The organism is Sphingobacterium hungaricum (genome assembly GCF_015210005.1).
Lineage (GTDB): Bacteria > Bacteroidota > Bacteroidia > Sphingobacteriales > Sphingobacteriaceae > Sphingobacterium > Sphingobacterium hungaricum.
The window spans coordinates 714,688-729,635 of the sequence record NZ_MU158698.1; the positions used below are offsets into that span (position 1 = coordinate 714,688).

The window sequence follows — 14,948 nt, forward strand, 5'->3', positions numbered from 1 at the left end:
AAACGGGCATGTTTGTATTTGAAAATCAGATTCGTATACGTTATGCGGAAACTGACAAAATGGGTTATGTGTATTATGGGAATTATGCTGCTTTTTATGAAGTAGCACGGACGGAGATGTTGCGAAGCACGGGCATTTCTTACAAAGAGCTTGAAGACATGGGCGTGATGCTCCCAGTGACGAACCTGCAAATCAAATATTTCCATCCCGCAAAATATGATGATGTGATTACGATAAAAACGAGCATCAAAGAAAGGCCGAATGTGCGTATTCAGTTTGATTACGAAATTTATAATCAAGAAGAAAAACTATTGAACAGCGGGTTTACGGAATTGGTTTTTGTCGACATTCAGAGAAACAGACCTTGCAAGGCGCCTGCTATTTTTCAGGAAAAGATGGATGCATTTTTTAAATAATGAATAAAATTCACAACTATTTATTGAAGATAAACATCTACGACCGTTTTGTGGAATGGACGAAAAGCGCAGTTTTGCCTGGCTTTGGTTCTTTGCCTTTGTATACGGTTTCTGTATTCTTCTTTCAAGAAATCGCTCGTGAATCCATTTTGAATAAAGCCTCTTCCCTAGCCTACAATTTTATGCTGGCTATATTCCCGGGAATTATTTTTCTTTTCACGCTGATTCCTTACATTCCAGTAAATAATTTCCAGGAACAATTGATGGATTTGCTTCAAGTTGCAATCCCTCACAACGCTTACGAAATTCTGCAAACAACGTTGGAAGACATTGTTAAACGCCAAAATAGTGGTTTGCTATCTGCAGGTTTTATTTTGTGTACATTCTTCGCAACCAACGGAATGATTACGTTGATGCTGTCTTTCAACAAAGCTTCTCTTTCTAAAGAAAACCGCTCTTGGGGGCAGAAGCGTCTCACTGCATTGGGTCTTTCTTTTGCCATTATTATTGCGTTAACAATCGGAATCGCCTTATATGCCGTCACTAATTTTGCTATCAATTACTTGAAGAATCATATTTCTTACGATATCTCGTGGTTTTGGACATTTTTAATCATGGTCGCTCGTTGGGTCGTCCTTTTTGGTGTATATTTTTTTACGGTTAGCATATTGTACAAGTTTGGACCAAGTTCTAACAAACAATGGAAATTCTTTTCTCCAGGTGCCACCTTAGCCACGTTTTTAGCGGTTCTTACCTTTTCAGGTTTTGCCTACTACATCAATAATTTTGGAGCTTATAATAAGTTGTACGGTTCTATTGGAACGTTAATCGTCATCATGATTTGGATGTATCTGAATTCTCTAATTCTATTAATTGGGTTTGAATTGAATGCAAGCATTGCCCTATCGAAACAATCTATAAAAATTGTGAAGCCAAAAATCTACAATTCGTTTAAAAACAATTAACTTACGCCTCTAGTTTCTGCAACTCTGCTAACCGGAAGAGAAATTAACTTAAAACCATGCTTGAGGACGAACTAATTCAGAAAAACAAAAAGAATAATGACATCAGAAATCTGCTGTTGTTTGTCACTATTTTGTTCTTCATCATCTTTGTCATCGTTTTTATCTCCTCCTTTAGACAGTACAAAAACATTCAGGCCCGCATTCAAAATATCTATGAATCAATAAACGATGACAATTTAGATTTCTCCAATATTTTATCCAAATACAACGAGGCTGAAAATTATTTTCGCTTATTCACCATCGATTTTGACCCTCATAATTACGATTTATATGAGAAGAAATTGAAGGATTTAAATAGCACCGTCGATTCATTAATCAATCAATACGAAACGGATGTTCTTACTGGATTTGATTTCATCAGCAGTATCGAAAAAAGAAAGAGGTTAAGCGAAGAGTTTCTCATTCTCCGCCTCAAAGTCAGTACCATCCTCGACAGCTCCATAAATTTAAAAGATTTTCCTACTGAAATCTCTACGAAACAATTGCGAAATAAGCTAGACCTAAAAACCTCATCCTCCGGGTCGGAAATCAAAAGCAGTCAAAACTATGTCGTGATTGAGAAGAAACCATTTCTAAAGCGCTTATTTGGCAGACAAAAAGACACGATAAAATTCAATGAAACGGAGAAAACGATATTGGATAGAGAACTGATTTTAAAGAGTTATGAATCTGATATGAATGCAGCGAACTCTCTGGCCAACAAAAGGCTAAAAGAGTTACAAATTTCGTTTGAAGATTTACGGTTGAAAGAACGAAAGCTTTTAGGGAATAATTTTAAGCTATTGTACGAAATCAATGGAATCATTCGCAACATTCATGACCTGAAGCTAGCTGCCAAAAATGAAACGACATTAAATGAGGTTCAGACATTGCTTGAAAAATCCAACGTATTCAAATGGCAGATTATCTCTTGCTTGTTCTTTATGTTTTCCATGATTTGCATCATTGTATATTATCAATTCTACACAACGTATTACGAGCGCAAGCTGATTGAAGAAAAAATGTATGCTTCAAAATTAGCTACTGAAAAGACGGATATTTTAGCTGAAATCACTCATGAAATCAGGACACCTATTAATTCCCTAATCGGCATTATTGATTTGCTCCGCAAAAAAAATGATGTATACGACAGCAAAGATTTAAATCTTTTGGAGTCCGTGTATTCGAATATCAATAATACCTCAAAAACAATCAACGATATCTTGAACTTGAGCAAGTTAGACCAAACCACGATTCCTAGCTTCCATAATTTTAATATCAACGATATGATGGAGGAGATTATGGATGCTCATTCAAATCAAGCTAAACAGAAAAATATCCATCTTGAATATATAAAAATAAGTCAAAATGATGAGGTCATCTATTCTGATGATTTTAAAATCCGTCAGATACTGACGAATCTAATTTCGAACGCCATAAAATATTCTGATAAGGGAACTGTGCTGACTACCATTTTGCTTGATGCACAAAACAATTTAATCATCGAAGTACAGGATGAAGGAATCGGTATTTCGGATGCTTTACAAGATAATATTTTCAGGAAATATTATACGGTTAATAAATCGATGAAGATTGAAGGCGGAATAGGTTTGGGTTTATTTATCACACGTAAAATGATATTGAGCTTGGACGGAAAAATATCTTTCGTCAGCAAAAGAAATAAAGGAACTACCTTTCGCGTCGAAATACCAATCCCTAAGAACAAGCATTCTTCAATACAACCTTCTACTATAAAATCAATCAATGAATTTCCAAAAACACTAAAATGGTTGATTGTCGATGACAATGCGCTAAATCTGCTTTATATGAAGCAGTTTTTTGAAGAGAGTCCAAATGTTATTTCAGCATCTCATGGCTTGCAAGCATTAAACATTATTAATGAATTCCCAATCGACATCGTCATTACAGACATCAACATGCCCATCATGACCGGAGATGAATTATTGGTGGAAATCAGAAAGAACAGCGCCTTTGATCACATTAAAGTAATCGCTACATCTTCTGATAATGAGCAGATACTCGAGTTACAAAAGTTACATAATTTAAAATTCGATGGAATCTTGATCAAACCGTTCAACGAGAAAAAACTTATCGACGTTATCGATTACACGCTTAGAAAGAACGAAAATTGAGATTATTCCACAGAATCTCAGTAAGACATTTCCAGTCAGGGAAATAAAAATTATTTTTTTTCACTTAAATACTTGTTAATAAAAGTTTTTCGTATTTTTGCAGTCCCTACGACGTGGGGAAAAGGAGATAAATTAATTAATGGCAAAAAAACAAGAAGCAGAAAAAGAGTTAGCGGCAAAAAATGCAGAGCTACAAGGTGCCGACACTAAAGTAGTGAAGGACACTGAAAAGATTGAATCTGAGGCAGATTCGAAATTAATCGACGAAATCAAATCAAACACTTGGAGCACACCAGAAGGTGACTTCGATTGGGATCTTGATGAAAAAGCTTTCGGAAGCTACAGCGCAGCTGAGCGTACGAAAATGGAAGATCAGTACGCAGGTACGTTCAACCAAATCAACCAAGGTGAAATTATTGAGGGTTCTGTAGTTTCCATCAATAACAAAGATGTAGTTTTGAACGTTGGATTTAAATCAGACGGTCTTGTAGCATTATCTGAATTCCGTGACTTACCTGACTTAAAAGTGGGTGATACGGTAGACGTATTTGTTGAATCTCAAGAGGATGCAAATGGTCAATTGGTATTATCACGCAAACGTGCTAAAACACAAAAATCTTGGGAAGCAATTAATGATGCATTGGAAAATGATGCAATCATTGACGGTTTCGTTAAATCACGTACTAAAGGTGGTTTAATCGTTGACATCAAAGGTGTAGAAGCTTTCTTACCGGGATCTCAAATCGACATCAAGCCGATTCGTGATTATGATGTTTACGTTGGTAAAACAATGGAATTCAAAGTTGTTAAAATCAACCACGAATTCAAAAACGTTGTTGTATCTCACAAAGTATTGATCGAGGACGATTTAGAAAACCAAAAATCTGAAATCGTTGCGAAATTAGAAAAAGGTCAAGTATTAGAAGGAACTGTTAAAAACATTACAGATTTCGGTGTGTTCATCGATTTAGGTGGTGTTGATGGTTTATTGCACATTACTGATATTTCTTGGGGTCGTATCGAGCATCCAAAAGAAGTTTTGGCATTGGATCAAACAATCAACGTGGTTGTTCTTGATTTTGATGATGAGAAAAAACGTATCGCTTTAGGATTAAAACAACTTTCTGAGCATCCTTGGGAATCTTTGGATAAAGAATTAGCTGTTGGATCTAAAGTAAAAGGTAAAATCGTTACTGTTGCTGATTATGGTGCTTTCTTAGAAATCATCCCAGGAGTAGAAGGATTGATCCACGTTTCTGAAATGTCTTGGTCTCAAAACTTACGTTCTCCTCAAGAGTTCTTAAAAGTTAGCGACGAAATCGAAGCAGAAGTATTGACTCTTGACCGTGATGATCGCAAAATGAGCTTAGGTATCAAACAATTGACTCCTGATCCATGGAAAAACATCACTGAGCGTTACCCAATCGGTTCTAAACAAACTGCAGTAGTTAAAAACATGACTAACTTCGGTGTGTTCGTAGAATTAGAAGATGGTATCGACGGATTAATCCACATTTCTGATCTTTCTTGGTCGAAAAAAATCAACCATCCAAATGAATTCACTAAAGTTGGTGAAACATTAGATGTTGTTGTTTTAGAACTAGATGAAGATAACAGAAAACTTTCTTTAGGACACAAACAATTAGAAGAGAACCCTTGGGATACTTTCGAAACAATTTTCACAATTGATTCAATCCACGAAGGAACTGTTTTAAAAGTTGGTGACAAAGGAGATATCGTTGCTTTACAATATGGTGTAGAAGGATTCTGTCCATCAAAACATTCTGTAAAAGAAGATGGTACTTCATTGAAAGTTGACGAAGTTAATGAATTCAAAATCATTGAGTTCAACAAAGAGAACAAACGTTTGGTAATTTCTCACTCTCGTATCTGGGAAGACCAAAAAGCTGAAGCTCGTGTTGAAGAATTCAACGCTCGTAAAAAAGAAGCAAAAGTAGCTAACAATGCTGTGAAGAAAGTAAAAGATAACGTTGAAAAATCTACTTTAGGTGATTTAGACGTTCTTGCACAATTGAAACAACAAATGGAAGGCGACGAAAATAAATCTAAATAAGTTTAGGTTTTACGCATAAATTTTAACCCCTCGCTGATCAGCGAGGGGTTTTTTATTGCACAATTTCTCTTTACATTTACCTAACTAATTAAGATCAAATGTTTAAATCTGCACTAATTACGGTTGATGAATTAAAAGCACAGTTCAATAATCCAAAGCTGGTTTTATTGGATTGTTCGATTGACAAAGTCAATGAATCTTTAGATGATAAGGAAGTCAAATTAATACCGAATTCTATCTTCTTCGATATTGAAAAAGATTTCTCAGACCACGACAACCCATTGCCACATACTTTAGTCAATCCAGAAACATTTACCCATCATGCGCAGAAGTTGGGTATCGATTCGGACAGCATCATCGTTGTCTACGACCGCTGGGGTATCTATTCAAGTCCGCGGGCGTGGTGGATGTTTAAGGTGATGGGACATCAGCAGGTGTATGTATTGAACGGTGGAATTATCGCTTGGGAAGATGGAGGAAATGAGGTCTTTAGAGAATACAAAATTCCGGGCCACAAAGGAAATTTCGAAGCGCTTTTCGATCAATCTCTGTATGCAGATATAAATTATATCTTAGAAAATTATCAAAACGAAAAGGTCGATGTTATCGATGCCCGTAGCGACAAACGTTTTTTTGGCTTAGCGCCAGAGCCACGCAAGGGTCTGCGCTCTGGGCATATTCCGAATTCGAAAAACTTACCGTTCGATTTAGTGCTCGACAAAGACAAATACAAGTCATTAGCAGAGCTTAATGAAATTATAAGCCCTCTATCAAATCAACAAATCTTTACTTGCGGATCGGGAATATCGGCTTCTATTATTGCTTTTGCATCCTATTTAACGGGCAATCAAAATCTCAAAATATACGATGGCTCTTGGTCAGAATGGGGTAAAGAAGAATTGAACTTACCAATAGAAAAATAATGAAAACATACCTACTTTTAGCTTTGCTCCTATTCAGCAATAAAGCATTCTGCCAAGAATTGAATCCAAAATACGATTCTGCTTTGGCTGATTCTTTAGGTTCGGATGACTATGGAATGAAGTACTACACGTTTGTGCTTTTAAAAACTGGGAAAACTATAATTGAGAATAAAGAGGAAGTCAGCAATCTTTTCAAAGGCCATATGGAAAATATCCAGAAACTGGCTGATGATGGTAAACTGATTGTTGCTGGCCCTTTTGGAAAAAATGAACGGAATTATCGAGGTATTTTTATTCTAAATGTCAAAACAATTGAAGAAGCCGAAGTACTTCTTCAATCAGACCCTGCTATTAAAGCTGGATTACTAGAAGCTGAAATAACGCCTTGGTATGGGTCTTCTGCTTTGCCTACGTATTTGGAAAATTCTGAGAAAGTGAATAAATATAGCTTTTAGATTATATGTAAATCATTATTAACCAATGATTAACTTTCATTTTCTCTAACCTTCATTTGATAACTTAATCCATCCAGATTTCTTTTCAGCATGCCAAAATGTTTTGATAAATTGCCTTTCTTTTGAGAAGTAATTTTCAATTTGACTAACAGAATTTCAGAAGCATATTTCAAATTATTTTTATCAAAAATAATAACCATAACAATTAGACTTATAGAAAATTACCAAGAAACCAAATTAAGAGCTAACAAGACTAAGTTCCAGGCAAAGGAACAAAACCTTCTTCACCATCAATTTTTGGAAATCGCTGCGCTTTCCAATCTTCTTTCGCCTTCTCAATCACCGATTTTTCTGACGACACAAAATTCCAATAGATAAACCGTTCTTCAGGGAAAGGTTCCCCTCCAAAAATATAGATTGTCGAATTGGCTTCTAAATCAAACGAACATAAATGAGCATCCTTTGTAATCAAAATCTGCTTTGGCCCATACACATGTTCGTCCTTACGCACTCCCCCTTCCAAAATATACAAACCGCTTTCACCGTACAATTGCTCTTTAAAATCAATCCGCTTGGCTTCAAGATTTTTGATTTCAATCATATACAATTTACTGTAAACAGGAACACCTGATTTCCTTCCCAAAGCTTCTCCAGCAATCAGTTTGTATTGCACGCCATCTTCCACCCAAGTCGGCAACTGCTCAGCTTCTACATGTGAAAAATTTGGTTCAATATGCTCTTTGTCCTTCGGCAAAGCCACCCAAATCTGCAAACCGTGCAGATATTTATCTTGTACGCGCAAGTATTCCGGCGTGCGCTCTGAATGCACGACACCTTCCCCCGCCGTCATCCAGTTCACTGCTCCAGGCTGTATTTCAATAGCATTTCCAATGCTATCACGATGCATAATCGCGCCTTCGAATAAGTATGTCAATGTCGATAATCCAATATGCGGATGCGGGCCGACGTCCAAGTTTTCGTATTCTTTCAAATGCGCAGGACCCATGTGGTCAATAAAAACAAATGGACCGATGGAGCGTTTCTGACGGAATGGCAATAAACGGCCGACAAGAAAATTCCCAATATCTGCAGCTTTCTCTTCGTGAATAAAATCTATGTTTGACATACGTATATAAATTTGTTTATTATCTTTAGACGATAATCTTAATAATCTAATATAATGAATTCTTCGGACAACTACTTAGACATTAACCGAAAATCGTGGAATAATGTTGTCGACACTCATCTAGCATCTGAATTTTATGGACAAGAAAAATTCATGGCGGGTGAAACCACGTTAAAGGATATTGAACTAAAGCTCTTGGGAGATGTCAAAGATAAAAAAATCCTCCACCTGCAATGCCACTTTGGTCAAGATTCCATTTCGCTAGCGAGAATGGGTGCTCAGGTAACAGGAATTGACCTATCGGATAAAGCCATTGCGACAGCGCAAGGCATCAACCAACAGTTGGGTTTGTCGGCGGAATTCATTCGTTGTGATGTCTATGATACGCCAAACCATGTTTCTGAAAAATTCGATATTGTATTCAGCAGTTACGGCACAATTGGATGGTTGCCGGACCTTGATAAGTGGGCGAATGTAATTTCTACTTTGCTAAAACCTGGCGGAAAATTTATCTTCGCTGAATTCCATCCGGTTGTTTGGATGTTTGACTATAAATTTTCCATCGTAGAATATTCGTATTTCAATACTGAAGCGATTGTGGAAACAACGGAAGGAACATACACCGATAGAGACGCTCCTTTGGTGAACAAGTCTGTTTCTTGGAATCATCCGCTTTCAGAAGTGTTTAGTGCGTTGATTAATGCTGGATTGTCCATCGACCAATTTCAAGAACTTGATTATTCACCTTACAATTGCTTTCAGGAAACAGAAGAATTCGAACCCGGCAAATTCAGAATCAAACATTTAGGAAATAAAGTTCCATTGGTATATAGTCTTGTAGCTAGCAAATAATTGCTTATCCACTTACCTTCTTAAAAATTAAATCTGCCGCTAACTTCGCAGTCCGGTGATCGATATCATATCCAGGGTTGAGTTCAGCAATATCCATCGATACCAATTTTGGATGCTCATAAATAAATTTTAACAGTTTATAAAATGCATAATCGGGAATAATGCCTTGAAATGCCAATGCACTTACGCCAGGGGCAAAAGCCGCCACAAAAGCATCCAAATCGATTGTTAAATAAACTTCATCTACTTTCTCCAAAAAATGTTCAAGTTTTATCTGGTTTGATAGCAGGTATTCGCTTGTCAAATCGGATTGCAAGATGTACTCTACGCCCAATGCTTTTGCTTGGTTGAATAATGCTTTCGTATTCGAAATCTCTTGAATGCCCAAGGCTAAATAATGAAAGTCTGCCCTTCCTACATCTGCTGCAATCTGATAAAATCCTGTACCAGATGTTGCGGCATCATTCACTGTTGCTCGTAAATCAAAATGTGCATCGAAGTTAATTACTCCTAAAGTCTTATCAGACAACCTTTTGAGGCCTTTGTAATGGCCATAGGTTACTTCATGTCCACCACCGATCACAATCGGAAAAGCTCCGGCACTTCTGATTTTCGCTACCGCAATGGATAAATATTCCTGAGCCTCTTCAAGATTCTTATTCAGACAGACCACATTTCCTGCGTCAACGATTTTCTTTGTATGATGGACAGGAAGATTGGCTAAGATTTCGCGTAGCGCGTCAGGGCCTTCAATAGCGCCCGGCCGTCCTAAATTCCTGCGCACGCCTTCGTCTGACTTGAATCCCAAAATAACATAGGCATCATCCAGCTTCTCTGGGAAATCTCTTAAATCAAGCAATTCAATCTGTTGATGCCAACGCAAAAAATCTTCTCCTTCACCATCTATTCGACCCTTCCAGATTTTAACGGAAGGTTTTTCATAATAGATTTCATGTACATGTTCCATCACTTAAAATAAAGAATTAATAATTGAATCAGAAACCTCTTCGCTTTGTGTAATCTGTAGATCAGGATTATTTTCCATTGCTGTCGCAATGGCGCGTTTAGCTCCTGGATTTCTTGCCCATGAACGTCTAGCAATGCCGTTATTCACATCAAAATACAGCATGTTTTTTAATTTCCGTTCCGCTTCATCCGAACCGTCCAACAGCAAACCAAAACCGCCATTAATCACTTCTCCCCAACCCACACCTCCACCGTTATGTATGGAAACCCAAGTTGCGCCTCGAAAACTATCGCCAATCACATTGTGGATCGCCATATCGGCCGTAAATCTACTGCCATCATAAATATTGCTGGTTTCTCGATAAGGTGAATCCGTTCCGCTGACATCGTGGTGGTCGCGGCCAAGCACGATGGGTTTCGAAATCTTACCCTGACGAATGGCTTCGTTGAACCTCAAAGCAATTTTAATCCGCCCTTCCGCATCAGCGTACAAAATACGTGCTTGCGAACCAACGACCAATTGATGTTTTTCAGCTTCCTCAATCCATTGGATATTATCTGAAAGCTGTTGTTGAATATCATCCAACGCATCTTGCTGAAGTTCCTTCATTACCTCCAAAGCCAATTGATCAGAAGTTCGCAGATCTTCGGCTTTGCCTGAAGTACAAACCCAACGGAATGGACCAAATCCATAATCAAAGCACATTGGTCCCAAAATATCTTGCACATAGGAAGGATAGCGGAACTCTTCTGAATTCCCGTTGAACACATCTGCTCCTGCCCGACCTGCTGCTAAGAGAAAAGCATTGCCATAATCAAAGAAGTATGTTCCTTTCGCAGCATGCCTGTTGATGGCATTTGCTTGCCGCATTAAGGATTCATCCACTTTTTCTGAAAATCTTTCTGGCTCTTCAGCCATCATGCGGTTACTTTCTTCAAAGCTCATTCCGGCAGGATAATACCCGCCTGCGAGCGGATTGTGCAAGGATGTCTGGTCTGAACCAATCGTTACAAAAATATTTTCGACATCAAACCATTCCCAAACATCAACTACATTACCAATGAAAGCAATGGAGACAACTTCCTGTTGGTCAATCGCTTGACGGACTCGTGAAAGCAATTCTTCTTTGGCTGAAATAATCTCATCCACCCAGCCCTGCTCGTGGCGTTTATGCGCAGCGGCAGCATTGATTTCTGCACAAACCGTAACACATTTGGCAATATTTCCTGCTTTGGGCTGTGCGCCGCTCATGCCGCCAAGACCGGAAGTCAAAAAGACTTTTCCGGCAGGAGAATCATTTTCTTTTAATTGTTTCTGAAATGCATTCATTAGCGTAATGTTTGTTCCGTGAACAATGCCCTGCGGACCGATGTACATAAATGAACCAGCCGTCATTTGCCCATATTGCGTAACTCCCAAGGCATTGTAGCGCTCCCAATCATCGGGTTGTGAATAATTTGGAATCATCATACCATTAGTTACCACGACGCGCGGAGCTTCTTTGGATGATGGGAACAAGCCCATTGGATGTCCGCTGTACAGATGCAGTGTCTGTTCGTCTGACATCGTTGCTAAAAACTGCATAGTCAACAGGTATTGTGCCCAATTTTGAAACACTGCCCCATTGCCGCCGTAAGTAATTAATTCATCAGGATGCTGCGCAACAGCTGGGTTGAGATTATTTTGAATCATCAATTGAATTGCTGCGCCTTGCTGAGAACGGGCAGGATAGTCAACGATTGGACGTGCATACAACTCATAGCTTGGTTTAAATCGATACATGTAAATACGTCCATAGCGTTCCAATTCCTCCAAAAATTCTTTCCCTAACTCTCCATGCCATTTCGCTGGAAAATAGCGAAGCGCATTTCGGATAGCTAACTTCTTTTCGTCTTTAGATAAGATTTGCTTTCGGATTGGCGCATGGCTGTTCCTTGGATCTCTTTCCGCCTTCGGCGGTAATAATTTGGGAATTCCCTGCAGTATTTCTTCTTGAAAGGTCATGCTTGCTGAATAATTGACGTGCCTTTTTTCCACAGCTGGGTAGGCTGAAGAGCACCTTGTAAATAGGTAATGTCCTGATAAGTTGGGGTTGCAAACACAATAAAATCTGCTAAATAGCCTTTTTGTATTCGCCCTCTATCGCTTAGCCCTAAAGCCGCTGCCGCCCTGAACGTGATTCCAGCCAATACTTCTGCATTCGACAGTTTCTCAAAAGTCGCCAAAACCGAAGCTTGTGTCAGCAATTTGCCCATCGGCGCCGAACCTGGATTCCAGTCGGAGGCAATTGCTAAGCTTGCGCCAGCATCCAATAACTTTCTGGCAGGCGTGAATGGACATCCCAAACCTAAAGAAGCACCGGGCAAAGCCACAGGGATGACATCTGATTTCGCCAAGGCTTCAATTTCTGCTTCTCCAGAAACTTCCAAATGATCTGCCGAACGGGCTTCAAATTGAACAGCAACCGCCGATCCCGAAGTGGTAAACTGATCAGCATGCACCGTCAGGTCAAAACCCAATTCTTTTGCTTTTGCAAAATAGGATTGAATGTTTTCGGACGAAAATGCAGATTGTTCAATAAATGCATCGATGCGATTGCTTAGTTTTTCACTGATCAAAATCGGTAATACTTCATTCGCCATCAAATCCAAATAGTCGGCAGCAGAGCCTTCAAAATCTTTGGGCAAGGTATGCGCAGCCAAGCAAGTCGCAATCAAATCCACCTCCGTTGCGTCATTCGCTTCGCGAATGGCACGCAGCATTTTTAATTCTTCTGCCACCGACAATCCATAGCCTGATTTGACTTCGACCGTTGCAATCCCCTGCTCCAGCAATTCATTTGCTCGCTCAACAATCACCTCTTTTAGTTGCTCTTGAGATAATGCTCTCGTTTGTTGTACCGTACTCCAAATCCCTCCGCCCGCATTGGCGATTTCCAAGTACGAACTTCCTGCATTGCGAAGCGCAAAATCATTCGCTCTGCTGCCTCCAAAAGCAATATGGGTATGGCAATCGATAAAAGCCGGCAGACAAACCGCATCTCCTGAAATTAACATAAGTTCCACTTGCTTTCCCAAGAATTGAGCGGATAAATCTGAAAAAACGCCCACCTGTTCGATTATTCCATTCCTAAAAACAATACCCCCATTGCTGATGATGTCCAATTGTTTGTCCTTCAAAGCTCCTTTGATGGGCAAGCCTTTCATAGTCAATAACTGCGTGAAGGGCCCGATTAATGTATAGCTTTCCATGCGTTTAATATTGATTAAATACTTCTTCTTTCTCCGGAAGGTAGGCGATGTTATTTTGCTCCGCAACAGTGTGTGCAATTCGAATAAGTTCACCTGACTTCACAAAATGCAATGCTTGTTCCATTATTTCCGTCATCGGCTGATCTTCTTCCACATGCGGAATTTTATTCCTTACTGCCGAATGTATGGCTTCCAGAATCGCCGTCGACTTCAGCGGACGATGGAAGTCCAGCGCTTGCGCTGCACAAAGCAGTTCAATGCTCAGGATATGATCCACATTATGCAACACCTGCAGAAGTTTGCGGCTGCCGATAGACCCCATGCTGACATGGTCTTCTTGTCCCAACGATGTTGGAATGCTATCCGCGCTCGACGGAAAACATAAGCCCTTGTTCTCGCTTGCCAGCGCCGCAGTCGTGTATTGCAGAATCATAAAACCTGAATTCAAGCCCGTAGCTTTCAGCAATAATTTCGGCACATTTGGTGTATCGCCTTCCAACGATAAATAGGTTCTCCTGTCGGAAATATTTCCGATTTCAGATGCCGCCAAACAAGCATAATCAATTGGCAAAGCCAAAGGCTGTCCGTGAAAATTGCCTCCGCTAATGGTTAATTCATCATCGATGATTACCGGATTGTCCGTGACCGAATTGATTTCTATTTCGACCAAATCTTTTAGATGTAACCATGCTTGACGGGATGCGCCGTGCACCTGCGGAATGCATCGCAGGGAATATGGGTCTTGCACACGCGAGCAGTTCTGATGCGAATGCACGATTTCGGATTTCTCCAATAAGTTATAAATAGTGCCAGCAACAAACTTGTTAGCCGGATAGGGTCTTAACACATGCAATTCTTTGAAAAACGGTTTAATGGATGCATTCAGCCCCTCGAGCATCAATGCGCCTATCAAATCGGCAGACATCAGGATGCGATGGAATTCTGAAACGGCTTTGACCGCATGCGCGAGAATAAACTGCGTTCCGTTGATCAAGGCTAACCCTTCTTTCGCTCCTAAATGAATTGGCTCAATGGATAATTCTTCAAATAAGTAGGTCGTTTCGCGCACTTCATTTTTATAATAAACCCTTCCTAAGCCAATCAAGGGCAAAAACAAATGAGATAAAGGCGCCAAATCACCAGATGCTCCGACAGAACCTTGCTTTGGAACAATCGGAATGATATCCTGCTCGATATGCCAAAGAATGCGATCTAAAGTCTCTTCTTGAATACCAGAAAATCCTTGCGCCAGCGCATGCATTTTTAGAATAAGCATTAACTTCGCCAAATCCTTTTCTATCGGTTCGCCAACGCCAACCGCATGGCTTTTAAGGATATTCTCTTGCAGTTTTTTCGTTTCCGAGGCATTAATGCTCGTGGTACACAAAGGTCCGAAACCCGTATTGATGCCGTAAACAATTTGATCAGAATCCACAATGCTAGCGACAATGTTGGCGCTCTTGCGAACCGCCACTCGCGCTTCTTCTGATAAAACACCTTTGATTTTGCCTTTACAAATGGCTAAGGCTTTATAGGAACTGAGGTTATCGATTCCATAATGAAATGTTTCTACGCTCATGAATAGTTTATAATAGTCTATATCAAATTTAGGTGGTATTATTGGATTTGGCAATAGGCTTTAAGCGATTGGCCTTAGGCTGTGATCGCTAAGTCATTGATAAACTGAAATCTTAGTACTATTTTGTGAAATCAAGTGCATGCAGTAT

At 39.5% G+C, this 14,948-nt stretch carries 12 protein-coding genes; 7 read left to right on the top strand and 5 right to left on the bottom strand.

From position 1 onward, the window contains the following. Positions 1-8 precede the first annotated feature (8 nt). From C4F49_RS06315 to C4F49_RS06340, 6 genes are all read left to right on the top strand, one after another. Positions 9-416 (top strand): acyl-CoA thioesterase, encoded by a 408-nt coding sequence (locus tag C4F49_RS06315; RefSeq protein ID WP_196935030.1) that lies wholly within the window; start codon positions 9-11, stop codon positions 414-416. After that, positions 416-1,381, top strand: a complete 966-nt coding sequence (locus C4F49_RS06320) for a YihY/virulence factor BrkB family protein (RefSeq protein ID WP_196935031.1) — start codon at positions 416-418, stop codon at positions 1,379-1,381. The genes C4F49_RS06315 and C4F49_RS06320 overlap by 1 nt, the downstream gene beginning before the upstream one ends. A gap of 56 nt (positions 1,382-1,437) precedes the next feature. Continuing rightward, a complete protein-coding gene (locus C4F49_RS06325; protein ID WP_196935032.1) occupies positions 1,438-3,573 on the top strand; it encodes a hybrid sensor histidine kinase/response regulator in 2,136 nt (711 codons plus the stop codon). A gap of 139 nt (positions 3,574-3,712) precedes the next feature. After that, the gene (gene rpsA, locus C4F49_RS06330; RefSeq protein ID WP_196935033.1) at positions 3,713-5,647 is read left to right on the top strand and encodes a 30S ribosomal protein S1; all 1,935 of its coding nucleotides are present in this window, start codon (positions 3,713-3,715) and stop codon (positions 5,645-5,647) included. A gap of 98 nt (positions 5,648-5,745) precedes the next feature. Continuing rightward, complete coding sequence (locus C4F49_RS06335; protein ID WP_196935034.1) at positions 5,746-6,570, top strand: sulfurtransferase; 825 nt, start codon at positions 5,746-5,748, stop codon at positions 6,568-6,570. Then, entirely contained in the window at positions 6,570-7,025 is a 456-nt protein-coding gene (locus C4F49_RS06340) for a YciI family protein (protein ID WP_196935035.1), read from the top strand. Before C4F49_RS06335 ends, C4F49_RS06340 begins: the two co-directional genes overlap by 1 nt. 253 nt (positions 7,026-7,278) lie before the next feature. Here the strand turns inward: C4F49_RS06340 and C4F49_RS06345 are convergent, their stop codons facing one another. Continuing rightward, positions 7,279-8,151, bottom strand: coding sequence for a pirin family protein (locus C4F49_RS06345; RefSeq protein WP_196935036.1), 873 nt, complete (start codon positions 8,149-8,151; stop codon positions 7,279-7,281). Positions 8,152-8,205: 54 nt separating this feature from the next. Between C4F49_RS06345 and C4F49_RS06350 the strand changes: the two genes are divergently transcribed. Continuing rightward, on the top strand, positions 8,206-9,003 hold the full coding sequence (locus C4F49_RS06350) for a class I SAM-dependent methyltransferase (protein ID WP_196935037.1): 798 nt from the start codon (positions 8,206-8,208) through the stop codon (positions 9,001-9,003). 4 nt (positions 9,004-9,007) lie between these two features. Here the strand turns inward: C4F49_RS06350 and hutG are convergent, their stop codons facing one another. The 4 genes from hutG to hutH are packed head-to-tail and all read right to left on the bottom strand — an operon-like array spanning position 9,008 to position 14,800. Then, a complete protein-coding gene (hutG, locus tag C4F49_RS06355; RefSeq protein ID WP_196935038.1) occupies positions 9,008-9,970 on the bottom strand; it encodes a formimidoylglutamase in 963 nt (320 codons plus the stop codon). Between the two features lie 3 nt (positions 9,971-9,973). Further along, a complete protein-coding gene (locus tag C4F49_RS06360; protein WP_231388223.1) occupies positions 9,974-12,007 on the bottom strand; it encodes a urocanate hydratase in 2,034 nt (677 codons plus the stop codon). Continuing rightward, complete coding sequence (gene hutI, locus C4F49_RS06365) at positions 11,971-13,221, bottom strand: imidazolonepropionase (RefSeq protein WP_196935040.1); 1,251 nt, start codon at positions 13,219-13,221, stop codon at positions 11,971-11,973. Before hutI ends, C4F49_RS06360 begins: the two co-directional genes overlap by 37 nt. A gap of 4 nt (positions 13,222-13,225) precedes the next feature. Further along, positions 13,226-14,800 carry a histidine ammonia-lyase gene (hutH, locus tag C4F49_RS06370; RefSeq protein WP_196935041.1) on the bottom strand — a complete coding sequence of 525 codons (1,575 nt, stop codon included), beginning with the start codon at positions 14,798-14,800 and terminating at the stop codon, positions 13,226-13,228. Positions 14,801-14,948 lie beyond the last annotated feature (148 nt).